We start from the raw sequence: 21,974 nt of genomic DNA, 5'->3' as shown, positions 1-21,974 counted from the left end.
CCGCTCACAAAAAACTGCCTTCCTCGAATCCTCAGTATACAACAGTTGTTCCCTCCGATAAAGCCTGCGGAATTTCGTCGGATCATGTCAAACTGTTCATGAACCATGGATGAAATAGCTGACGCTTGGATTTTCGGCCAGTTGTGGCGGTACTCCCTGGAAATGAGAGTTCACTTGAAAGACACATCGTAGTTTTCTGCCGCTGATGATGGTATAATGATCGAACAAACGCCACCACCTGGAAGTGAGTGAATCCGGCTGCATGAATGTGAAGGAACTATTCGGAAATATGGACATTCATTTGTTCGACCAGCTGCTCAAAGGCCGGATCGTCCCGGGCATGCGCATTCTTGATGCGGGCTGCGGAGAGGGACGCAATCTGGTCTATTTCCTGCAGGAAGACTATGACGTATTCGCCGTGGACCGGTCGGAGCAGGCGATTCGCAAGGTTCGCGAGCTGGCCCTGGAACTGAATAACGAGCTGCCGGCGGATCAGTTTCGTGTGGAATCGGTAGAGAAGCTGAGTTTCGCCAACGGTACGTTTGATGTCGTGATTTCCTGTGCCGTGCTGCATTTTGCGGAAGACGAACGTCACTTCCAGCGGATGGTCTCGGAGATGTGGCGTGTGCTCAAACCGGGCGGTTTATTTTTTGCGCGTCTGGCCTCCACGATCGGAATGGAGAATCAGGTCCGTCCGCTCGGTGGGAATCGCTTTGAGCTGCCCGACGGCAGCGAAAGGTATCTGGTAGACGCCGGAGCGCTTCACCGCATGGCGGAGAAATTGCACGGCCAGTTCGTGGATCCGATCAAGACCGTACAGGTGGAAGGGCAGCGATCCATGACCGTCTGGTGCATGAAAAAACCGCACATATTGTTTTTCGACCCGATTCAGGATATTCTTGAAGGAACAACAGAAGAGGAGCCCGGTTCAGACGGGTCCATAATGGACATAACGGAAAGGAGAACAACATGAAATTAAGAGTATCGGCAGTTCAATATCACCTGCATACCATTAACAGCTTTGAGGAGTTTGCCTCCCAAGTGACTCATTATGTCAAAACCGCAGAGGAATTCGAATCGGATTTCGTATTGTTCCCCGAGCTGTTCACAACGCAATTGATGTCGATCGGCAAAGACGGAAGCAAAAAGGCGCTTTCGATCGAAGAGCTGCCTTCATATACGGAGAAGTACATGGAATTGTTCAAGTCTTTAGCGGCGGAAACCGGGATGCATATCATCGGGGGAACGCATATCATCGAAGAGCAGGGCAAGCTGTTCAATACGGCGTTTCTATTTTATCCCGATGGCAAGGTAGGGGAGCAGCGGAAACTGCATATTACCCCTACAGAAGTGAAAGAATGGAATATGCAGGCCGGAGACGGAATTCACGTTTTTGATACCGATAAAGGCCGCATCGCGATGCTGATTTGCTATGATATGGAGTTCCCGGAAATTGTCCGGATGGCCAAAGCGCGCGGAGCGGACGTTCTGTTCTGTCCTTCCTGCACGGATGACCGGCACGGCTTTCACCGGGTGCGGTATACTTGTCATGCGCGTACGATTGAGAATCAGGTGTACGTTGTCACAACGGGTACTGTCGGGTCGCTGCCGACGGTTGATTTTATGCGCGGCAATTACGGACAGGCGGCGATCATTACGCCTAATGACGTTCCTTTTCCGCCGGGCGGCATCATGACGGCTGGTGAAATCAATGCCGATATGGTCATTACCGGAGATCTCGATCTGACATTATTGTACGAGGTTCGGGAGAAAGGTTCCGTCACGACGTGGAGAGACCGCCGGACGGACTTGTATACGGATTGGAGTTAAAGGCTAGGGAGGAGCGGTAAGATGGCTTTTTACCGTAAGGAACTTTACGTGTTTGAACAGGATCGTTCCGTCAAGGCAACGATCCGCTCCTATACGGAGAATGATTTTGAAGGCTTGATCCGGATTCAACAGGAAAGCTTCCCGCCGCCTTTTCCTTCGGAGCTGTGGTGGAACGAAGAACAGTTGAGCAACCACGTGAGGTTATTTCCCGAGGGTGCGCTTTGTGTGGAAATCGAGGGGGAATTGGCCGCTTCGATAACCGGGCTGCGGGTGAATTTCGATCCCGCTCACGCGGACCATACATGGGAGGAAATGACGGACGGCGGTTATATCCGCAATCATGATCCCAATGGAAACACATTGTATATCGTCGATATTTCGGCCCGGCCTGCATACAGGAAGCTGGGACTTGGCAAATGGTTGATGATGTCGATGTACGAGGTTGTCGTGCAGCTCAAGCTGGTACGGCTGCTTGGCGGCGGCCGTCTTCCCGGCTATCACAAGTATGCGGATTCGATGCCGGCAGAGGTGTATGTGCGCCATGTGCTTGACGGGAAGCTGAAGGACCCGGTGATGACATTTCTGCTGCGCTGCGGCCGTACGCCGGTCAAGCTGGTGGAAAACTATCTGGAAGACGAAGAGTCCCATAATTATGCGATGCTGATGGAATGGCGGAATCCGTTTATACAGCAGCGCGGATAATGAGGTTTAGAGCTCCCCAAATTGGTTACAATGATCAATTGTACAAGTAACCGTTAGGAGGGAGCTTTTTTGAATTTTAAAGCGTATATTGCTGCAGCGGCCATAGCATTGCTATTGATGCTGGTCGGCTGTCAAGCAGATCCTCGTGCATGGTTCGGCGCAGGCGGCGAACCAAAGGATCAACAACACGAAATGAATGACAGCGAGGCGGTCATGGCTCAAGAAACCAAGGATGAGGTCCATGTGCAACTGATCGGTCTTGAAGGCAAACCGATTGGCCAAGCCAGGCTTACTCAGGTGAGCGAAGGGGTTCGTATTGAGCTGGAATCGGAGCATTTGACACCGGGCCAGCACGGTTTTCACGTTCATGAGAACGGCAAATGCGAGGCGCCGGATTTCAAATCGGCAGGAGGTCATTTCAACCCGCAAGGACACCAGCACGGTATGGGAAACGCTCAAGGCTCGCATGCCGGTGATCTTCCGAATCTGGAAGCGAATCCGGAAGGCAAGGTGAAATTCGAATATGTCGCAAAGCAGCTGACGCTGGTGCCGGATCAGCCGAACTCGCTGCTGAAATCCGGAGGGACTTCCTTGATCATTCATGAAAAGGCGGACGACAATAGGACTGAACCGGCTGGAAATGCAGGCGCCCGGATTGCTTGCGGCGTTATCCGATAGCGCCGGCAGAACAATCGGGGGCAATGACGAAGGCGGAGCGGGATCCGGACTAAGGTACGGGAAATCTTGGAGTAAACGGGTATACGGATTGAAAGGGGCTGCTCATAAAGCAGTCTTTTTTCGTGTGGATTAGACAAAAAACTGCTGCGGCAGGCTTTTTTATTGGATCTTCCCTCATCAGCGGGGTGTTGTAAAATTAAACTATTTCATTCATTTAATAGTATTTATTATTGATTTAGTAGTATAATCCGAATAGAAAGGCTCTCTTTCTTTCAATCGTTGAGTTTAAAATGGCACAAACCGGTGCGGGTGCATCGCTTGTGTGATGTCAATTTTCCCCATCGATTTGTAAGCGCGTTCATCAAACCCATTTATTTAAGCAGGTTATTTTTAACGGAGGGATCAATATGCAGATCAAAAAGACAATTGAAAAGGTACCCGGCGGACTGATGGTTGTCCCGCTGCTGTTCGGCGCTTTGTTAAATACCATTGATCAAATGCACATTCCATGGATTATGAATGCGCTTAAAGCGCTGGGGGTGGCCCCCAATGCTAAAGGATACTACGAGTTTATGAGAATCGGGGGATTTTCGGAAGCGCTGTTCACGACTGGAGCTTTGACGCTTATTGCTTTGTTCTTATTTTGCGCAGGCAGCCAGATGAATCTGAAAGTGGGCGGGAGATCTCTTAAAAAAGGAATCATTCTAACGCTAACGAAGTACGCGGTCGGAGTCGCTGTCGGTTTTGCATTAGGCTCCATGTTTGATCCGATGTCCGGATTGCTGGGGCTTTCAACGGTAGCGATTATCGGGGCCATGACTAATGGAAACGGGGGCATGTATGTCGCTTTGACCGGGCAATACGGGAATCGTTCAGATGTCGGTGCGGTATCTGTTCTTTCCCTTAACGACGGTCCGTTCTTCACTTTGATGGCCCTGGGGTTAATGGGGGCGAACTTCCCTGTGATCGCTTTTATTGCGGTTTTGCTGCCGATTGCGATCGGTATGATTCTCGGAAATCTCGATCCGGACATCAGGGAATTCTTGAAGCCGGGTGAAACCCTCCCTGTTCCGTTTTTTGCTTTTGCGTTAGGGGCAGGAATGAATTTAGCGAACTTCTTTAATCCGGAAGTTGTTGGCGCGGGGCTGCTTTTGGGAATAATGACAACCGTGTTAACAGGTGCAGGAATGGTTCTGGCGTTGAAATTATTCCGGGAGAAAAGCACTATCTCCGGTTGGGCAGAAGCAAGTACGGCCGGTAATGCTGCAGGAACTCCGGCCGCAATCGCAGCCGCAGCAGCCGTATCCGCATCCACAGGGGCGATGGCTCCGGAAATGGCTAAAGCCTATGCCGACCTTGTTCCCATTGCTACGGCTCAAATTTCAATAGCAACGCTGTCTACGGCTTTAATGTGTCCGCTTGCGGTCATTTTGTGGGATAAATATCAAAAAAGCAGGGGAATCGACGGACGTCTCGACGATATTTAATAGGCAGATCTACAGAGCCCCTTGGCGAACCAAGGGTTTCTTTATTCCATCCATCCCTGTTAAAATGAAATAGACAGATGTTCGAAAGCGAGGACGACTTGATGAAGACAACTCTTTTGTATGGGACGGAAGGCTTAACGATTGAGGTACCGGATCATTCGGTGATTGTAGAGCCTAAGCATTTAGATGGATTGAAGGATGAAAAGAAGGCCGTTCAGGACGCATTGAGGCATCCGATCGGAACACCGCCCCTTCGGGAAATGGTGAAAGAAACCGATACGGTAGCGATTGTCATCAGCGACATCACAAGACCTACACCGAATCACAAGCTGGTTCCGTGGCTGATAGAGGAGCTATCGCATGTCCCTCACCGAAATTTTGTCATTATTAACGGGACAGGTACGCATAGGGATCAGACGAGAGAAGAGTTTGTACAGATGTTAGGCGAGTGGGTCGTAGAAAATATCCGCATTGTGAACAATCGCTGTCATGATAAAGATGCCTTAGTGAATGTAGGAAGAAGCCAATTCGGGTGCGATGTATACCTGAACAAGGATTATGTACATGCCGATTTTCGCATCGTGACGGGTTTTATCGAGCCCCACTTTTTCGCCGGTTTTTCGGGCGGGCCGAAAGGGATCATGCCGGGGATTGCCGGGATTGAAACGATTCAAACCTTTCACAATGCCCGAATGATCGGTGACCCGTTAGCCACATGGGGGAATATGAAGAATAACCCGCTGCAGGATATGACCAGAGAAGTGAACCGGTTGTGCAAGCCTCATTTTATGCTCAATGTTACCCTGAACGGAAAGAAAGAGATAACCAATGTCTTTGCTGGAGAACTTTTCGAGGCCCATGATCAGGGATGCGCTTTCGCCAAAGAACATGCGATGATTCGTTGTCATGAGCGATTTGATGTGGTCATCACTTCGAATTCGGGATATCCTCTGGATCAGAACTTATACCAGGCTGTCAAAGGGATGAGCGCGGCTCATAAAATCGTTAAAAAGGGCGGTACGATCATCTCTGCCGCCGAATGCCGGGACGGATTGCCAAACCACGGAAATTATGCGGCTATCCTGCAAATGCGTAAAACGCCGCAAGAAATTTTAGAGATGATTAACGATGACAGCTTCCAAATGTTCGATCAGTGGCAAGTCCAAAAACAGGCTGTAATCCAGGTATGGGCCGATGTATATGTGTATTCCACGCTGCCGGATGAAGATGTTCGAAAAGCGATGTTTAAACCGACCGCTGACATTGAGCAAACGCTTGAAGAGCTGAAGCAAAAATACGGGCCAAACATGACGGTGGCTGTCCTGCCTTTAGGTCCATTGACGATCCCTTATGTGGAGGAAGGATGAAAACTCTTCTCGTAACGGGGTACCGTGCGCATGAGCTCGGTATCTTCGACCAGAAGCATAAAGGGATCGTATATATTAAAAAAGCGATTGAGGCCAGGATTGTCCCTCTTGTGGAAGAGGGATTGGAGTGGGTGCTTACTCCGGGGCAGTACGGCGTAGATTTGTGGGCATGCGAAGTCATCATCGGACTGAAAAAAAGGTATCCGCATTTAAAGCTTTCCATCGTATCGGCGTATCTTCATCCCGAGGAGAAGTGGAAAGAGGATAAACAAAATTACTACCGTGACATTCTAAAAGACGTTGATTACTATGGCGCGGTAAGTAAGCAGCCTTATCATGGCGTATGGCAGTTAAAGGCCAGAGACGACCTGCTGCTCAGAAAATCGGACGGTATTCTTCTTTTCTATGATGAAGACGCCGGAGAGGCAAGCCCGAAATACTTCAAACAAATAGCGCTTAGAAAGCAGGAAGAAGAGGGGTATCGTTATTTGAGCATCACCGCCGAAGATGTTCAAAGTATCGCGGATGAAGAACAGCGGAGCCTGCTCGATACCTATTAAAGCCGGAATGGACGGCTGGTCATGTCCGATTCCTCCTTTTGCCGGGAATAAGGGGATCGGCTTGCTTAGGGACAAATTTTAACAGATGGGTCATACTCCTGTCATAATTTTTGTGTACAATGAGCAGCATATGACACTTAAAGGAGGCATCGACTGATGACAACCCTGCAGCAAGCGCATCCGCCGCGTCATTTTTCCATACAAGAGATTTTGAAGGTACCCGGACTGGATATTTATCAGCAGATGGTCTGTGTGGTATTAAGCACTTATGTCAATATGGCCGCCACGGGCATTCCTTCGGTTGAAGAGATTGCCGCTCAAGGGCGAATGAGCACCAAGGAGGCGACCACCGCTCTGCAGCAGTTAGCTGAGCAGAAGGTGCTGCCGCATAAAGTATTCCGGGACATCGTAGGGGATTTTGGCGACAATCGGTTGTCATGGGCGGCAAAAGGCTTGCTGCTCTACCTCCAGGATCACCCGCGGGCAACCCTGCAGGAGCTAATGGACATCTCCGCGAATGATAAAGAAGCGATCCGTCAAGAATTGGAGAACCTGAGACGGTACGGTTATATTGACGAAGAGAACGAGGCTTTGATAGCCGATTTAAAAGAGGCGATCTAACGGTAATCCATTCGCATACACGTAAAAACAATCAAGACGTCTGGCCACAGGCGTCTTATTTTGTTGCCGCGGGGAGAAAAAGGGTGAATTTTCGAAAAGAGGCATGATGTGGTATGATAGAGGCTATAACACTCCGGGAGAAAGTGAATGGTTAAAAAACTGGGCTTAGCGGTTCTCTATCTGGGGATTGCTTATCTGATTTATATTTACGGGGAAGTCATTTTAGCATGGTTTCAGCATTCTACGAATATCGCATTGATAATGCTCATCGCCACTATCATGGCTTTATTTCCCGTTATTCCGTATCCCATAGTCGGAGGAGTGATCGGTGCTGCTTTTGGCCCTGTTCTTGGAGGGGTCGTTACGTGGATAGGCTCTGTTTCCGCTTCTATTCTGATGTTCTTGTTTATCCGCTACGGATATCAGGAATGGGGGGAAAGGGTGCTGCATCGCCATAACAGCCTGGGCAAAATCACAGTGCTTTTTGAAAAAAATGCGTTTGTGACGATCCTGTTTACCCGGTTGATTCCTTTTATACCCTCGATCATTATAAATGCCTATTCGGCTTTAAGCCGTGTATCGTTTGCCGCTTATGCCACAGCTTCGTCCATAGGCAAAATACCGTCCATGCTGTTATTTGCATGGATTGGAGACAGCTTGATGACGGGGCCCGAAAATATCGTAGTCACGATTGCGGTGTATAGTATTTTTCTTGCGGTTACTTTATCTGTCCATCAACGATGGAGAAAGAACAGGGCGCCGGAGATGCCTGATCAGGAAATGACATAGCTTCAAGTGCAGCAGTCCCAGAGAAAAAAACTGGGCTGCATTCAAAATTTTTGATACGATATGAACTGGACATGGCTGTTGATGTTCCATACATAACGCAAAACGAACTTAGGAGTGGCACTATGGAGAATGAAATTCAATTGGCTGTAGAAAAAATCGAGCAGCTTAATATTCGTAATCAAAGAGCGATGATGGAATTAATCAAACGAAGCTTGAAGATGAATGATGATGAGTTTAATAAAGAACTGCTGCTGGCCTACGCCCATCAAAATCCTGTTCATATTCTGGAAGTGGCGGTAGCTCTCCAATATGAAGAGATTATTAAAGCTCTGCCGGAAAAATTCAATTAACCAGACATGATCGATGATATGGACTACAAGAATGGATTAAGGATACTCCAAGCCGCCCGGCGGCAGTCGGATATCCTTATTTATTTTTCCGCGGAAGTGTCTTATCTTATATCTCATAGTGCTTGCTAAACAGTGATCACATTCTATAAACCGATGGGGAGAACTTGAATATGCACAATCTGCAGGGTGACAGCAAGGAAAGACTAAAGGAGGTAGATATCGTGCGCGGATTTGCCGTATTGGGCATCTGCGTGGTCAATATACCGGAGATGCTCGGCAATGGGGTCGCTTTTGAATCGGAGTATACCGGCTCCAATGCCTTATTCCGGCTCCTCTACGATATGTTTATCCAGACCAAGTTTTATTCGCTATTTGCTTTTTTATTCGGGTTGAGCTTTTATTTGTTCATGCGCAGTGCAGAGCGGCGGGGCTTCGCTGCCAAGAAAATGATGACCAGGAGGCTGCTGCTCCTTCTTATCGTCGGTATTGTCCATGGGGTCTTGATATGGTTCGGGGATGTGCTGCATGTCTACGCCATACTGGGGTTCATCCTTCTGCTTTTCTATAGAAGGAAGGAGAAGACCGTTCTGATCTGGAGCCTGAGTCTGCTTGTTCTCTCCGGGCTCATCACTGTCGCAACCACCTTGCTCGCCATTTTATTTGTTCCGGATGAGCTGAGCAAACCTATTTTTCAGACCGTTCCGGACCTGGCACAGCGCATCGGCTTTTTGCTTACCTACAGCACGTTGAATATATTCCTGAAAGGCCCTGAGATCGCAGGCTTGTTCCTGCTGGGTCTATATGCCGGCAAGAAGGGCTGGTTCGAGGGCAATGGGCTTTCGACGGACAGGCTGAAATGGATGCAGTGGATCTCGCTCTCCTTATCGATCCTCTTCTTTATTCCGATGGTATATTACTATGTTTCAGGATCCATTTATAATCCGAACTATGTTTACCATTATACGTTCTTGTCCGGCAAATCCATGGCCGTATTTTATTTTTGTACGCTGATGCGTCTGATTCGTCATCCCGGCGAACAAAGATTCAAAGGGTTGGGCGCGGTCGGCCGAATGGCTTTCACGAATTACCTGACGCAGTCCGTTATAACGATGCTTATTCTTTATGTGTTTTTGAGGCAGGACGGTTCATGGCCTCTGTGGATTTGTTTTATTTACTCCGTGCTTCTATTTTGGCTTCAAGCCTGGTGGAGCCGGGCTTGGCTTCGCCGCTACCGCATGGGGCCGCTGGAATGGGCATGGCGTGCAGGTACCTATGGGTATTTCCCGTCCCTTCGGGAGAAGCCGGCGGAGTTGAAGCAGGCCGAATAATTGTTTTATATCGGTTTTATAAGCGAATCAGAGGCGGCTCCTATGCTCATCGGGCCCAGGGACTGCCTTTGATTCTTACTTAGACTAGCGGGAAGATATCGTGTCAACAGCCTAATCGTACTTGGCATCTTCTATTCTGGTTTTATGGTCGACAATGAGTTCGGCTTCGGTCTCAAAATTTAAATGCAGCGGTGCGGGAAGCAGGTCGAGAATCTCCTGGATCATGGGCAGCTCCAAAAATTCCTCCAGCGTTTGCGGCTGTGGATCCAATTCATAAGTCCAGTCGCTTAAGGCATCGATAAAAAGATAAAAAGAAGATTCAAATTCATTGGCGGTTTCCTCGGCATCCTCATGCCTCGATCCCGACATGGCGTTCCAGTTTCTTAAAGTAACGTCTAACGCCTGTTTCACTTTTGCGTCCATCCCATACCTCCTGAAAAGACATAACCGTTCATCCTTCTACATTATATAATACATAGCTCGTGTTACCAGTTTTTAATTATTCCAAGGAGCGGGTCCTTATGAAAGAGGACATCAATAAGGCGCTTCGACCGGACTTTGAGCAGGGGTTTATCCCTTCGGGGATGCGCCTCCCGATCCAACGCTTGGCAGCGGAGCCAGGCCGCTTCCTGCAGCGACACGGGCGACCCCTTCTTCGCAAACTCCGTAAGGCAGCCAAGGGCATGATGCGCATATGCGCGGGATGTCCCCGGGCATTATGCGCTTTTCCAGAAGCTGAAGGATATCCTGCCACGCGATCTCTACGCCCGGCGCTAATCCGAGCCGCTTTAACACCGTGTCATCCCGATCATGCACACTGGTCGTCTCACAGTGATTGGGCTTGTCATCCGGATAGCAGCTGCAGAGATCGTCGCTGCCGCGCACGATTGTTACCATCGTTGCCGGTTCTGTTCGAAGCTCCTCGTAGATTTTCGTCATATTGCTTGTGAATTCTGGAGAATAACCCATTCCCCGAAATCCCAGCAAGCAAAGTAAATGATGGCCGCGTAATCGAAGAACCATTCGTCATCCTCCTTTTAACCTGACAAACGTATCCCTATGAGTATGAAGAAAAAGATCGTGCTGATGAGCACAGCCATCTTGTCCCATCGTCCTTCCGCTTTAACCGCCGGCACATGCTGCGGAGATCCGGTCATATATCCTTTCATCTCCATGGCCAGAATGAGTTCTTCTACGGCTTGAAATAACGAGATCAGCAGCGGAATAACGAACACCGGGATCTCTCTCATACCGATCGGTCCACGTCTGGAGGTCCGTTTGCCGCGCGCTTTGGCGATCATGGCAAACCGCTCCGTTTCTTCAATGATAAGAGGGATGAAGCGCAGTACAAGAGAAGCGGCCAATGCCAGCATTTCGGTGGGCGCCTTGATTCGTTTCAGCGGGCGCAGCGCGATCTCGAGCCCTTGCTTCATATGGGAAGTGCTGGTGGACAGCGTGAAAACAAGGCCGATTAAAGTAATTTCAAAAAAGGTGAACAATCTGCGCAAGGTTTCCCGGGCGGATTCAACGGAAAAACCGAGCCTGTCCGTCCAAGGAATTCCTTGTCCAAAACTGATCTGGATGCCTGAGATCAAAACCGCTATGGCCATGAACCACAGTAGAGGCTTGGACATTCGCTTCAGCTTCCGGCGATCCTCCGGAAGGAGCAGCGACAGGCATAAGGCGGCGAACAGCAGGGCAACCCATAAGCCTTTCCACTGCTGCTGAAGTATGATCCCCACTGAGATCAGCATATAGATCATCCACTTTAACTTGGCATCCATGCTGTATATAAAGCTTTTGACCGGCCGGTCCGCTGCCTGGCTCCGAGGTTTGGCAGGCTGATAACCTGTCGGCGGGGTACCCTGTGTCGAACGCTCCTGCGGCTGCTGCGGCATGCCGCATATCTCACGGGCAAGTGTGCCCGCTACTTGCTGCGGCGTTAAGGCACCGGACGGAATGGGAAGCCCTGCCTCGCGCAGCGATTCGGCAACCTTCATCGCGTCGGTAAGGCCGATACCGGTTTGAACCAGCAGCTGCGGGTTCGTATACAGCTCCTTGGGCGTCAGGTCTGCGACTACTTGTCCGTGCTCCATCAGGAGAACCCGGTCGGCGATCGGCAAAAATGCGTCCAAATCGTGAGTAGCGAGCACGATGCCCCTTCGCCGCTTCCACTGAGCAAGCTCCTCTTTCAGCCGGGCCAGCGAGCTTCCGTCCAAGCCTGCCGACGGCTCGTCCAGCAGCAGCCATGGGGTTTCGGGCGCCATGATGGTAGCGAGAGCCACCCGCCGTTTTTGTCCTCCGCTAAGAATAAAAGGGGAGAGGGACAGATATGAAGCGGGGAGCCGTTGTCCTTCCATGGCGGCGGCGGTGCGGCGAAGCTTTTCCGGCTTCGGGAGACGGTAAGCTTTTAACGAATAATCGAACTCGCCTTGAACGGTACGGGCGAACAGCTGATGCTCGGGAAACTGAAAAGCCAGGACGCTGCGAAGCAAAAGCTGACGATCGATCCGTCCTTGCTTCCATAAAGGGAGATCATCATAAAATACGTTGCCTTCGATGTTTTCCGTCAAGCCGGCCAGCGAGCGCAGCAAAGTCGATTTACCTGAACCCGCCTTGCCGATGACAAGCGTCATCGTCCGGTCTTGAACGGTACAATGGATGTTGTTCAAAATAGTGCCGGTCCGCCCGTGATCCGTAAATACCGTAAGTCCGCTTACTTTTATCGGCATAAGCTCACCACGGCCTGACTTAATTGCTGGGGGAATAAGGGCCTGACAGGCAGCTCATGCCCGAGCCTGTGCAAAGCGCGGGCAACTTGCACAGCATAAGGCGGCTCGAAGCCGAACCGCTCGCATGGGCTCGGTTCATCGGGTAGGCCTTTCCCGTAAAAAAACTGTTCACATGTTCCATCAAAAGCGATGCGCCCCTGATCGAGCAGCAGCACCCTCTGCGCAAAGCAAAGCTCCTCCATGCGATGGGTGACCCAAACGATCGTATGCCCTGACCTTTGGAGCTTGGCGGTTGCCTCCAGCACGGCCTCGCGGGAGTTGGGGTCCAGCATCGAGGTAGCCTCATCAAAAAGAATGACTTCCGCGCCGGCGGCCAGGCAGCAGGCCATGTTCAAAAGCTGCTTTTGTCCGCCTGAGAGGGATTTGACCGGAGCGTCGGGCGGTAACGATAAACCGACCTCGTTCAGCAGACGGAGCATGTTCGATTCCCGTTCGGCAAGGGTGCGATCTTGAGTATCCCGCATACTTAAATGCATTTCTTCATCAATGGTTTCACCCAGGATTTGTGTTTCCGGATTTTGCAGCACCATATGTACCGAATGACCTTGCGCGACGATCAGCCGCCCTTCCGATATGGGGCTCAATCCGGCCATTACTTTGGTAAGCGTGCTTTTACCGCTTCCGTTGTTTCCAATGACGGCTGTCCATGAGCCTTTAGCCAGCTCCAGGGAAATCTGGTCCAGGGCCGGCCGTTCTGAAGCGCCGCCGAGATAATCGACGGTCACTCGCTCCAGTTGAATCACAGGTTGAGAAATTGCAGTCATCGGTCTATCCATTCCTTTATCAGCATGCTATAATGCGTTTTGCATATTGTTAACCTAATCTATGTTGATGGGGTTGACAATCAAATTATCTAATACTTTATCATAATGAAGGGAAGAAACACAATTGGCAAAAACGTTAACTTTAAGAGGCGTTGCATTCAGCGCCTTATTCGCAGCTCTAGTCGTTGTTTTCGGTTATGTCAGCATTCCGCTCGGGTTTACCCCGGTGCCGATCACGCTGCAAACATTGGCGGTTATGCTGGCCGGAGGATTACTTGGTGCACGCTACGGCTTTTTCAGCATGATGATCGTCGTTGTCCTGACCGCGCTCGGGTTTCCTTTGCTTCAAGGCAAAGGAGGCCTGCCGGCAATTCTCGGACCTACAGGAGGCTACGTGATCATGTGGCCGTTCGCTGCGCTTCTTATTGGGCTTTTGGTCAGTAAAGTACGCAGCAGCGGGTGGCCCGGATATGTGCTCGTCTTTCTGATTATGGAAGGCTTCGGCTCTTTGCTCTTGTATGTGACAGGGGTTCCATGGCTTGCCCATGCCGCAGGGTTTTCCATGAATAAAGCGATAGCGTTAGGATTTTATCCTTATCTTATCGGCGATGTAATTAAAGCCCTTGCCGCAACCGCAATCACCGTTTCCCTGCGGCAGGTATTCCCTCAGGCCCGCTTGACCGGCCATGGCCATGGTGCTGTCCGTCAAAGCCTGCCGAAATAAACACAAAGCTGCCCTTCTTGGGCAGCTTTTCCCGATTACGGAGAACCTGGCTGCAGGAATCGGAATGCTTGTTTCGTCAAATCAAAGCCTCTTACTGAAAAGACGGCTTGTTATCCTTAGCAGGTATCCTGTTGGATAACAAGCCGACCACGTAAACGCCAAAAGCGCTAAAAGCGGTTAAGATCAAGGAAAATAAGGTCTCTCTTCCTCCGATGATAAAAAGGCTCAACGGATATACTGAAGCATCGATGAAAAAAATGGATTTGCTAAGCGAGAATCCGTAACGCAGATTGAGCATCTTGCCAAGCAAAGATCCGCCTCCCAAGCTGGCGTTCAGCTTCGCGAGAATGCCCAGGGAAATTCCCATCCAAAAGCCGCCGACGATACTGCCGATCCAGATATTCTGGATTCCAAAAGGGATGATAAAATCCTGCAATAATCCGACGGCCAGGGAAAACACGATCATGCTTGCCACCGATTTGTAAAATAAATCACGGTATTTAAAAAAGGCGTAAATGAAAAGCGGTAAATTGAACAGCAGTAGGCTTAAACCGATATTTGTATGAAAAATATAGTAGGATAATTGGCTTAAACCGGTGATTCCACCGTTCATAATGTAGTTAGGAACGGCAAAAAGCAGATTTCCTATGGCAAAAATGAGGATTGCCACGATTAATAGTACATTGCGCATAAATACACCATCCGGGATATGAAATAGGTTTTATGTGCTATTGTAGCATATTATGGTTCACATTTGTTAAAAAAGCTTAGCCGGAACACCGTTCCCCGGTCCGACTAAGCTTTTTTGCTGTTGAAGATCGAGCGAATGATCCGTGACGTTCTTTTTCCGCCAGGTATCCTTATCAGCAGCACGGAACGATGAGGCCGGCTTTTATGCGGTCTATCCATGAACTGTCCAAGCGTCATTGATTCTTTACTCATGTGATCACCCCGTAAATGGTTATTTAAAAGCATATGCCGGAGTGGCTTTGTCCTATGTATAAAAAATTCAGTAATTGAAGCGGTTCAAGAATTGCGCAGCCGGATCCGGCATATGGATATGGTAAGGTTCAGGCGGAGTCTTTCCGGCTGACCCGCGTACGTTTAACCATTTTAAGCGAGAAGGGGTACACAGGATGAAAAAAATGATCACACTTGGTTTGGCTGCGGTTCTGGCTTTTACAATAGCCGCATGCAGTTCCTCCACGCAAACATCGGGCACGAATGGAGGAGCCTCGAATCATCCCGCCGATCACAAGCAGGCTAACGGCAATGCAAATGCCAATCCAACGGGGACGGCGGCTGCCTGGTCTCCCGCCAAATCGATTGAGGTTGTCGTGCCTGCCGGAGCAGGCGGAGGGTGGGATACGACCGCGCGTATGGCGGCGAAGGTGCTGGAGCAACAAAACATCATCGGGCAAAGCATGGGCGCTGTCAACAAGGCCGGCGGCGGCGGTGCGGTGGCCTGGGCCGGCGTGCATGCGAAAAAAGGAGATAATCATACGTTATTTGTTACATCCCCGCCGATTATTTTCGTGCATCTGAACGGTCAATCGCAATTTAGTTTTCGCGATTTCACTCCGATTGCCAACCTGATTACCGATTACGGTTCATTTGTCGCCAGAGCGGACGCCAAGTGGAACAATTTAAACGAATTGTTTGACGATATGAAGAAGGACCCCGCTAAAATTACCGTTGTCGGCGCATCGGCACCCGGCAGTATGGACCATATGCAGTTCATTAAGGTAGCGAAAGCAGCCGGTGTGGATATTAGAAAAATCAAGTATGTTTCGATACAAGACGGGGGTGCACTGCCTGCTCTCTTGAATGGAAGCGTTGACATTTACTCTACCGGCATTGCGGAATCGGTGGAGCAGGTACGGGCAGGAAAAGTAAAAGTGCTTGGAATTACATCGGAGAAAAGGCTTTCGGGTGATGGCATATCCGAATTTAAAACAGCGAAGGAGCAGGGAATCGATGCGACATTCGAAAATTGGCGCGGTTTTTTCGGTCCTCCCGGAATGGACCCCAATGCACTCGCATATTATGAAGCGAAATTCAAGGAATTAAACACGAACTCCGCCTGGGTGGAAATACGCCAGAAATACGGCTGGAACGAACTGTTCTTAACCGGCGAAGAGTATAAAGCATACCTGGAGAAGGAAGAAGCAGCACTTAAACAACTGCTGGATGAGCTTGGCCTGATAAAAAAATAAATTGGTGGAAGTCAATGTTCGGGTTACCTCCCCTTACATTGACTTCGTTTTAAAAAGGGATGGTGAATGATTGTTGTTCAAGACAGCCAATCAAAAAATCGCTTCCGTTTTGCTGATCGTGTCCATTGTCTTTCTTTATTACAGCTTTAAATTGCCTAAATTCCCCTATGTCAACGTAGATTCTGATGTCGTGCCCAAATTGCTGGGATTTTTGCTGTTCGCTCTATCGATCGCTTTGTACTTCAATAAAACGGATGAAGCAGCCAAAGAAAAGCACAGCCCCGCCGATTTGCGCGTGCTGTTATCCGTGCTGGGTATGGCGCTTCTGTACATTTTGCTGCTTGAAGCCGTGGGGTTTGTCATTGTGAACGCCTTGTTTTTAATCGTTTGCACGAAATTTTTGGGCTATAAGAATTGGAAAGTCAATATCAGCGTCTCGCTTATTTATTCGTTGGCCATTTACTTCAGCTTTAACTATTTGCTGGATATCGAATTGCCTGCCGGGATATTGCCCTTATAGGAGGTAGCCGTGGATACTTTTCAACAACTGCTGCAGGGCTTTCAAATTGCGACGAGCTGGGAATCGTTATTGTACGTATGGATTGGCGTTTCTGTCGGCACATTAATCGGCATGCTTCCGGGACTCGGGCCGATCACCGCGATATCCGTGATGATTCCTGTCAGCTACGGGATGAATCCTACGCTTGCACTGATCATGATGGCCGGCGTTTATTATGGAGCGATGTACGGCGGCTCCACCACATCGATCCTGATTAACACCCCGGGCGAATCCTCCTCCGTCGTGACGACGCTTGACGGCTACCAGCTTGCAAAACAGGGGAAGGCCGGCAAGGCGCTTGCCGTTGCGGCCATCGGTTCGTTCACAGGCGGAACGATCAGTGTCGTTCTGCTCATGTTATTTGCGCCCTATCTGGCGGAAATCGCTTTGTCGTTTGGTCCTCCTGAATATTTTTCGCTTGTTTTCCTGGGGCTCATTACGGTGTCCAGTTTGTTTGACGGCTCCAAGATAAAGGCGATGATCTCCGTCGTCGCCGGATTTATGGTTGCTACCGTCGGAATCGATGCCCAGACCGGAACACCGCGGTTTACTTTTGATTCCGTGTTCCTGTTGGAAGGATTTGATTTCTTGATCATTGCTCTGGGACTTTTTGCGTTAGCTGAAGTGAGCTCCCTTATCATCCACCGGAATGAAGCCCTCCATGACAGAAAGGCCATCGGAAGTCTGCTGTTGAGCAAAAAAGAGATCAAGGAGATCACCGGCCCCACGCTGCGGCAGTCCTTTTTTGGCTTTGTGATCGGCGTTTTGCCCGGTGCGGGGGCGTCCATCTCCTCGTTTCTCGCCTATATTACCGAAAAACGCTTGTCCAAAAATCCGGCTGCATTCGGGAAAGGCTCCTTGGTTGGCGTAGCTGCACCGGAAACGTCCAATAACGCGGCGTCCGGCGGCGCTTTCGTCCCTTTACTGAGTCTTGGAATCCCCGGTTCGGGGACGACGGCCGTTCTGCTGGGAGCTTTTTTGGTGATGGGCATCCAGCCGGGGCCATTGCTGTTCCAGGACCATCCCGATATTTTCTGGGGCGTCATTGCAAGCATGTACGTGGGAAACATCTTCCTGCTGATCTTGAATCTCCCTTTAATCCCGTACATTTCACGGTTGATGTATATACCCAGAGCCATGCTGATTCCGCTCATTATTACGTTTTGCTTTATCGGGGTCTATGTGATCGGAAGCAATGTATTTGATTTGTATATGCTGGTCCTCTTCGGGATGATCGGGTATTTCATGTACTTATACTCATTTCCTGCAGCTCCGTTCATTCTGTCTTTTATTTTGGGAGAAATGATGGAGCAATCGTTCCGCCAATCGATGACCGCTTCCAACGGAAGTCTAATGATCTTTATCGACCGTCCGATCTCGCTTTCTTTACTGATCCTCACAGTCATCATACTTGTGTTTCCGATGGCAAAAAAGCTGCTGCTCAAGCGGCGTTGAAGCCGGCGTACATCAGCTTCTATTAATGGGCAGGCCATTATTGCTTGCATTAAACGAATACATAAGCATCCATGTTTCAACAAAGAATAATCACATCGCTTGTCTGTTACCTGGTGATGGCCGATCGAATTGACTCCCCTAAAAGGGAGTTTTTTCATTCGCTTTATTCGTATAAGGATATTTAAGATATCGAAATTCCAAACCTTTGATCATGGAGTGTTGCCTAAATGAAAGAATCCGTATTGGCATTCATCGCCGGGCTTATCGTCGGGGTTGTTTTTAAATGGATAAAATTGCCGCTTCCCGCTCCGCCGGTCCTGCCCGGAGTACTGGGTATCGTGGGTATATACCTTGGCGGTATGCTTATGCAGCGATTGCTTGAATGGTTGAAATAAAAGGCGACCGCGGGCCCTGCCGCGATCGGATGTTCGAACTTTTGTCTCTATGAACCCATCGGCGCCTTGTAGTATACTAGTAGTCGGTCTTCTGACCGGCGGCTTAACAATGTACTGATGAAGGGGACGCTTAGATGAAGTTTGACGTCGAGTATATTTCTTTTTTCGTAATCCAGGTGGAGGGAGAGGACGGACAAGGCGGCAAGCAAAGCAAGCATTACCAGACAATGGACGGGGATGACTACTCCGCAAGCGAGCTCAGCGCGTTTTTGGACGGAGAGTTCGCCAAAACCGCCAAACGCAAGGCCGAACGCAACCCGAAGTCGGAACAGGTACCGACGAAGATCGGCCGATTCGTTGTTGAGCCCGGATATGATCTGGACAGCAACCCGAACTATAATATGTTTGCCCGGCTGCGCACGGCGGAGACGATCGATTCGTTTATGGGCCATGCCGATGAGCTGGTGACCACCTATATGAATGCGAGTGCAATTCGGGGCGGCGCGATGTTCATTGTGCGGGCCAAGGCAAATCAATATTTTGACGAGCCGTTTCTGTTCGTGTTCAAATGCGATTTCGAACAAAAAATTGCCCGGATTACGGACGAGCGCAGTCTATTGAATAAAGTGGAGATGGCGATCAACGCCAAAAATATGAAATCCATAATGTACCCGCACATGCCGGAGCCGGGAATGATGGAGGTATGGGAGCTTAAGATTCACCAATCCTCGCATGCCCGATATTTTGAAGACTTCTTGAAGTTCGTCGAATACGAGAAATCGGTGCCCGAGCTGATGAGCGATCAGGTGCTCGGCTTCGTGCAGCAGTACGTTGAGCAGGTATACGAGGATCATCCGGAAGAAAAGGAGCGCGAGCTCGAAGAAATGGAGCTGTGGGCTCATAGCGAGAAGCGGGAGCTTCAGGAAAAATGGGATCAAAGCCAGGTGATCGAAGCTGCTTCGATGATGGTCGAGCAAAAGCCGGACCTCGAGATGAAGCTGAAGCTGGGAAATATGATCGTGAAGGCGCTGCTCGCCGATTTTGGCGACCGGCTGCATATCGCCAAGCTGGGGGATCGATACGTCGTTGTGCTGGAAGGAGACGGACTGGAGTTTGACCGCGGGATCTCGCCGGTGGAGCTGCTGATGCCGGAGCCCCTGGATTCGCTTGTAGGCCGGCTCAAGGCCAAGGCTAGGGACGAAGAGCTGGCGGCAGCGGCATTGCCTTACTAGGGATTGGAAGAACGCTTGTTCGGATTGATCTCGTGTGATAAAATGGAAATTACAATTGAATCTTGGGTGGGCATGGTGTCCTTTCTCGACTGTAAGGTGTAACAGCCGAAGCAGGGAGGAGGTGAGGCCATGGAAATCAATGATGCCATAACGATGATGTTGTTATTCGGTTCATTTCTCATTGCACTACTAACATACATTAGTAATAACTACAAGAAAAAATGAGAACCCACCCTAAGGTTAGCGCCCAGGTGGGTTCTTTTCCGTTATGACCGGGAAGGGAAAACCCATCCAAGCCAATTGTGCGGACCAAGTGTTACCAGCACTTGGTCTTTGTTGTCTATATCATAACACGAACGACACCGATTGACAACGAGACACTCCTCCCGGATGGACTGCAAGGCATCCATTAATGACCCTTGAATACGTCGAGCAGCAGATCGCCGCTGCGCTGTGTCTCCCAGGAGGCGGCGAAGCGCACTTGATGCGAAACGCCCAAAATATCGTAGCACTGGGCGAGGTGCTGCCGCGCCGTGCCGATAATGAGCGAGTGCAGGCGCACGAGCTTTGTCTTGCCCAGCTCGGCCAGCGCATCCCGCACGGGCGGGGAGACGGAGCCGACACCGTCGGTGACCATGATGAAATCGGCGTCATGATAGCGGGGCTCCGCGCGCACCAGCTCGATGCCCCGGCGAAGCGGGGCGTCGAAGTGCGTACCGCCGCCGAAGGCCATCTGCGCCAAGGCGTAGAACGCTGGCCAGTCAGGCTTCCGCCAATAGAGCGGATGCTCGATCAGCTCGCCGCGGGCGCCGAACAGGAGCAGATGAAAATCGCGTTTTTCCAGCATGCTGAAGGCCGCGAAGGTGGCGATGAAAATCTGCGCAAGCCGGAGTTTGCTGCCCCGCATGGAATGGGAGGTGTCCAGCATGCAGATGACGGGACCTCTCTGAGGCTCCTCGGTCCAGCCGGAGAGGTTATAGGTCAGCAGCTTGCTTTCCAGCCATTTGACCATAAAATACGCTTCGTAATCTTCATCGGCCAGCAGACTGGCCTCACTGGCAAGCATATGCGAGATATCTCCGGACTGCCGCAGGTCGTCATAGCTTTCAGGGATGCGAGGGGAGCGCAGCTTGCGGCGCCGGGCCTTCAAATGCTGCAATTGCCGGCCGACCTCCTGCAGGAAGGCGATCAGCTCCGGATGCCGTTTCAGCCTTTCAACCCACTGCATGTAATGCGTAAACTGCTGCCGATGCAGACGCCCCAGATCGCTGCCCCAGCGGCGGTTCGCAATCCGTTGACTGGCCTGCAGCAGCTCGAACACGTCCAGGCTTTCGGCATCTTCGCGTCCAAGCGATTCCTGCAGCGCCCGGTTCAACCAGCCTCCGAGCTGCTCTTCCAGCTGACGGACAGTTTCCCGCTCCCGCCGGCTGATACGCTCCAGCTGCTTTTCGCGCTCGCCAAGCTCGGCCTCCGCTTTTGCAAGCTTCTGCCGCAGCTTGTCACGGCGAATGAAGTCGGTCCTCATCTCCTTCTGAAGTGAGCGGATCCGCTCTTTTAATGCGTCGATTTCCGCATGGACCAAAGGACGGCTGTCCAGTGCCGCCTGCTTTTCCTCGACATTCCGCTTGCCTCGCTGCAGGGTGTACCCGACAAGCCGAAGCTGCTCCAATTGTTTCTCGGTAAGGTGCTCTTGAACCTGCGACTGCTCCTGGCCCTGCTGCCGTTTTTGCTCATTCATTCCGATCGTCCTGAGCTGCTGTTCCTCGTGTTTTCTCCGCTTGACTTCCTGTTCGAAGCTTTCTGTCAGCCACATGAGCGATTTGAGCGCCGTTTTGAAGGAAGCGTTCACTTTGCCAATCGTCCGGGGATGGATAGTCCGGTAAAAAAATTGCTTCTGCAGCTCTCCGACCAGCCAGCGGTGAAACGGGGTAGCCTCGCCGCTGTAGTCGGCCTGCGGATTCGCCAGATAAAAGCATAAGAAGAAATCGGCGAACAGCTCAATGGTAAACCACGGCGTCCGCGATTCGGCTTCACGAATCCACTCCTGCGCCGTTCTGGAGGAGTGAACGTATCCGTCAAACACAAAGCGGTCGATCCGCGCGCAGCGTATGATCATGATGCCACC

General features: G+C 50.5%; 24 protein-coding genes. 18 read left to right on the top strand and 6 right to left on the bottom strand.

The annotated features are described in order from the left end of the window. The first annotated feature begins 262 nt into the window (after positions 1-262). The 11 genes from EXW96_RS04705 to EXW96_RS04655 all read left to right on the top strand — a co-directional run bounded on the left by EXW96_RS04705 (position 263) and on the right by EXW96_RS04655 (position 9,712). Positions 263-973, top strand: coding sequence for a class I SAM-dependent methyltransferase (locus tag EXW96_RS04705; RefSeq protein ID WP_062408700.1), 711 nt, complete (start codon positions 263-265; stop codon positions 971-973). Next, positions 970-1,830, top strand: coding sequence for a carbon-nitrogen hydrolase family protein (locus EXW96_RS04700; protein ID WP_062408699.1), 861 nt, complete (start codon positions 970-972; stop codon positions 1,828-1,830). Before EXW96_RS04705 ends, EXW96_RS04700 begins: the two co-directional genes overlap by 4 nt. 21 nt (positions 1,831-1,851) lie before the next feature. Further along, positions 1,852-2,532, top strand: coding sequence for a GNAT family N-acetyltransferase (locus EXW96_RS04695; protein WP_174349996.1), 681 nt, complete (start codon positions 1,852-1,854; stop codon positions 2,530-2,532). A gap of 69 nt (positions 2,533-2,601) precedes the next feature. Next, complete coding sequence (locus EXW96_RS04690; RefSeq protein ID WP_254611211.1) at positions 2,602-3,210, top strand: superoxide dismutase family protein; 609 nt, start codon at positions 2,602-2,604, stop codon at positions 3,208-3,210. 407 nt (positions 3,211-3,617) lie between these two features. After that, complete coding sequence (locus tag EXW96_RS04685; RefSeq protein WP_062408697.1) at positions 3,618-4,697, top strand: 2-keto-3-deoxygluconate permease; 1,080 nt, start codon at positions 3,618-3,620, stop codon at positions 4,695-4,697. A 101-nt stretch (positions 4,698-4,798) separates the two neighbouring features. After that, positions 4,799-6,064, top strand: coding sequence for a nickel-dependent lactate racemase (larA, locus tag EXW96_RS04680; protein WP_062410932.1), 1,266 nt, complete (start codon positions 4,799-4,801; stop codon positions 6,062-6,064). Further along, entirely contained in the window at positions 6,061-6,624 is a 564-nt protein-coding gene (locus EXW96_RS04675) for an SLOG family protein (protein WP_174349995.1), read from the top strand. The genes larA and EXW96_RS04675 overlap by 4 nt, the downstream gene beginning before the upstream one ends. A gap of 156 nt (positions 6,625-6,780) precedes the next feature. Next, positions 6,781-7,245, top strand: coding sequence for a hypothetical protein (locus EXW96_RS04670; protein WP_054818254.1), 465 nt, complete (start codon positions 6,781-6,783; stop codon positions 7,243-7,245). A gap of 147 nt (positions 7,246-7,392) precedes the next feature. Further along, entirely contained in the window at positions 7,393-8,034 is a 642-nt protein-coding gene (locus tag EXW96_RS04665; RefSeq protein WP_174349994.1) for a TVP38/TMEM64 family protein, read from the top strand. A 122-nt stretch (positions 8,035-8,156) separates the two neighbouring features. Then, entirely contained in the window at positions 8,157-8,384 is a 228-nt protein-coding gene (locus EXW96_RS04660) for a hypothetical protein (RefSeq protein ID WP_062408693.1), read from the top strand. Positions 8,385-8,554: 170 nt separating this feature from the next. Continuing rightward, positions 8,555-9,712 (top strand): DUF418 domain-containing protein, encoded by a 1,158-nt coding sequence (locus EXW96_RS04655; protein ID WP_174349993.1) that lies wholly within the window; start codon positions 8,555-8,557, stop codon positions 9,710-9,712. 111 nt (positions 9,713-9,823) lie between these two features. Here EXW96_RS04655 and EXW96_RS04650 read toward each other — a convergent pair whose 3' ends face one another. The 4 genes from EXW96_RS04650 to EXW96_RS04635 form a co-directional block, all read right to left on the bottom strand. Continuing rightward, the gene (locus tag EXW96_RS04650; protein WP_074726898.1) at positions 9,824-10,135 is read right to left on the bottom strand and encodes a hypothetical protein; all 312 of its coding nucleotides are present in this window, start codon (positions 10,133-10,135) and stop codon (positions 9,824-9,826) included. A gap of 147 nt (positions 10,136-10,282) precedes the next feature. Continuing rightward, positions 10,283-10,735 carry a DUF1284 domain-containing protein gene (locus EXW96_RS04645; RefSeq protein WP_174349992.1) on the bottom strand — a complete coding sequence of 151 codons (453 nt, stop codon included), beginning with the start codon at positions 10,733-10,735 and terminating at the stop codon, positions 10,283-10,285. A 14-nt stretch (positions 10,736-10,749) separates the two neighbouring features. Further along, on the bottom strand, positions 10,750-12,444 hold the full coding sequence (locus EXW96_RS04640) for an ATP-binding cassette domain-containing protein (RefSeq protein WP_174349991.1): 1,695 nt from the start codon (positions 12,442-12,444) through the stop codon (positions 10,750-10,752). Further along, on the bottom strand, positions 12,435-13,268 hold the full coding sequence (locus EXW96_RS04635) for an energy-coupling factor ABC transporter ATP-binding protein (RefSeq protein ID WP_174349990.1): 834 nt from the start codon (positions 13,266-13,268) through the stop codon (positions 12,435-12,437). Before EXW96_RS04635 ends, EXW96_RS04640 begins: the two co-directional genes overlap by 10 nt. Positions 13,269-13,392: 124 nt before the next feature. Between EXW96_RS04635 and EXW96_RS04630 the strand changes: the two genes are divergently transcribed. Beyond that, complete coding sequence (locus EXW96_RS04630) at positions 13,393-13,992, top strand: biotin transporter BioY (protein WP_054819416.1); 600 nt, start codon at positions 13,393-13,395, stop codon at positions 13,990-13,992. Between the two features lie 91 nt (positions 13,993-14,083). Here the strand turns inward: EXW96_RS04630 and EXW96_RS04625 are convergent, their stop codons facing one another. After that, entirely contained in the window at positions 14,084-14,683 is a 600-nt protein-coding gene (locus EXW96_RS04625; RefSeq protein WP_062408686.1) for a YitT family protein, read from the bottom strand. 445 nt (positions 14,684-15,128) lie between these two features. On the opposite strand from EXW96_RS04625, the gene EXW96_RS04620 reads away from it, so the two are divergent. The 6 genes from EXW96_RS04620 to EXW96_RS27255 all read left to right on the top strand — a co-directional run bounded on the left by EXW96_RS04620 (position 15,129) and on the right by EXW96_RS27255 (position 20,074). Then, positions 15,129-16,208 (top strand): Bug family tripartite tricarboxylate transporter substrate binding protein, encoded by a 1,080-nt coding sequence (locus EXW96_RS04620; RefSeq protein ID WP_174349989.1) that lies wholly within the window; start codon positions 15,129-15,131, stop codon positions 16,206-16,208. A gap of 70 nt (positions 16,209-16,278) precedes the next feature. Then, the gene (locus tag EXW96_RS04615) at positions 16,279-16,728 is read left to right on the top strand and encodes a tripartite tricarboxylate transporter TctB family protein (protein WP_062408684.1); all 450 of its coding nucleotides are present in this window, start codon (positions 16,279-16,281) and stop codon (positions 16,726-16,728) included. Positions 16,729-16,737: 9 nt separating this feature from the next. Continuing rightward, on the top strand, positions 16,738-18,222 hold the full coding sequence (locus EXW96_RS04610; RefSeq protein ID WP_174349988.1) for a tripartite tricarboxylate transporter permease: 1,485 nt from the start codon (positions 16,738-16,740) through the stop codon (positions 18,220-18,222). A 227-nt stretch (positions 18,223-18,449) separates the two neighbouring features. After that, complete coding sequence (locus EXW96_RS04605) at positions 18,450-18,617, top strand: XapX domain-containing protein (protein WP_062408682.1); 168 nt, start codon at positions 18,450-18,452, stop codon at positions 18,615-18,617. Between the two features lie 134 nt (positions 18,618-18,751). After that, positions 18,752-19,849, top strand: a complete 1,098-nt coding sequence (locus EXW96_RS04600) for a DUF3900 domain-containing protein (protein ID WP_174349987.1) — start codon at positions 18,752-18,754, stop codon at positions 19,847-19,849. 129 nt (positions 19,850-19,978) lie between these two features. Beyond that, positions 19,979-20,074 carry a putative holin-like toxin gene (locus tag EXW96_RS27255; RefSeq protein ID WP_280874145.1) on the top strand — a complete coding sequence of 32 codons (96 nt, stop codon included), beginning with the start codon at positions 19,979-19,981 and terminating at the stop codon, positions 20,072-20,074. Positions 20,075-20,258: 184 nt separating this feature from the next. Here the strand turns inward: EXW96_RS27255 and EXW96_RS04595 are convergent, their stop codons facing one another. Then, positions 20,259-21,965, bottom strand: a complete 1,707-nt coding sequence (locus EXW96_RS04595) for a vWA domain-containing protein (RefSeq protein WP_174349986.1) — start codon at positions 21,963-21,965, stop codon at positions 20,259-20,261. Positions 21,966-21,974 lie beyond the last annotated feature (9 nt).

It is taken from the genome of Paenibacillus sp. JMULE4 (assembly GCF_013337105.1).
Taxonomy (GTDB): Bacteria; Bacillota; Bacilli; order Paenibacillales; family NBRC-103111; genus Paenibacillus_G; species Paenibacillus_G naphthalenovorans.
This window is presented reverse-complemented; position numbering and strand designations above follow the sequence as displayed.

Excerpts from the sequence above, each read along its gene's own strand:
- EXW96_RS04600 (WP_174349987.1), top strand. The coding sequence starts at position 18,752 with ATGAAGTTTGACGTCGAGTATATTTCTTTTTTCGTAATCCAGGTGGAG.
- EXW96_RS04670 (WP_054818254.1), top strand. The coding sequence starts at position 6,781 with ATGACAACCCTGCAGCAAGCGCATCCGCCGCGTCATTTTTCCATACAA.
- EXW96_RS04635 (WP_174349990.1), bottom strand. The coding sequence starts at position 13,268 with ATGACTGCAATTTCTCAACCTGTGATTCAACTGGAGCGAGTGACCGTC.
- EXW96_RS04660 (WP_062408693.1), top strand. The coding sequence starts at position 8,157 with ATGGAGAATGAAATTCAATTGGCTGTAGAAAAAATCGAGCAGCTTAAT.
- EXW96_RS04705 (WP_062408700.1), top strand. The coding sequence starts at position 263 with ATGAATGTGAAGGAACTATTCGGAAATATGGACATTCATTTGTTCGAC.
- EXW96_RS04675 (WP_174349995.1), top strand. The coding sequence starts at position 6,061 with ATGAAAACTCTTCTCGTAACGGGGTACCGTGCGCATGAGCTCGGTATC.
- EXW96_RS04695 (WP_174349996.1), top strand. The coding sequence starts at position 1,852 with ATGGCTTTTTACCGTAAGGAACTTTACGTGTTTGAACAGGATCGTTCC.
- EXW96_RS04700 (WP_062408699.1), top strand. The coding sequence starts at position 970 with ATGAAATTAAGAGTATCGGCAGTTCAATATCACCTGCATACCATTAAC.
- EXW96_RS04625 (WP_062408686.1), bottom strand. The coding sequence starts at position 14,683 with ATGCGCAATGTACTATTAATCGTGGCAATCCTCATTTTTGCCATAGGA.
- EXW96_RS04605 (WP_062408682.1), top strand. The coding sequence starts at position 18,450 with ATGAAAGAATCCGTATTGGCATTCATCGCCGGGCTTATCGTCGGGGTT.
- EXW96_RS04665 (WP_174349994.1), top strand. The coding sequence starts at position 7,393 with ATGGTTAAAAAACTGGGCTTAGCGGTTCTCTATCTGGGGATTGCTTAT.
- EXW96_RS04655 (WP_174349993.1), top strand. The coding sequence starts at position 8,555 with ATGCACAATCTGCAGGGTGACAGCAAGGAAAGACTAAAGGAGGTAGAT.
- EXW96_RS27255 (WP_280874145.1), top strand. The coding sequence starts at position 19,979 with ATGGAAATCAATGATGCCATAACGATGATGTTGTTATTCGGTTCATTT.
- larA (WP_062410932.1), top strand. The coding sequence starts at position 4,799 with ATGAAGACAACTCTTTTGTATGGGACGGAAGGCTTAACGATTGAGGTA.
- EXW96_RS04650 (WP_074726898.1), bottom strand. The coding sequence starts at position 10,135 with ATGGACGCAAAAGTGAAACAGGCGTTAGACGTTACTTTAAGAAACTGG.
- EXW96_RS04640 (WP_174349991.1), bottom strand. The coding sequence starts at position 12,444 with ATGCCGATAAAAGTAAGCGGACTTACGGTATTTACGGATCACGGGCGG.
- EXW96_RS04620 (WP_174349989.1), top strand. The coding sequence starts at position 15,129 with ATGAAAAAAATGATCACACTTGGTTTGGCTGCGGTTCTGGCTTTTACA.
- EXW96_RS04645 (WP_174349992.1), bottom strand. The coding sequence starts at position 10,735 with ATGGTTCTTCGATTACGCGGCCATCATTTACTTTGCTTGCTGGGATTT.
- EXW96_RS04595 (WP_174349986.1), bottom strand. The coding sequence starts at position 21,965 with ATGATCATACGCTGCGCGCGGATCGACCGCTTTGTGTTTGACGGATAC.
- EXW96_RS04685 (WP_062408697.1), top strand. The coding sequence starts at position 3,618 with ATGCAGATCAAAAAGACAATTGAAAAGGTACCCGGCGGACTGATGGTT.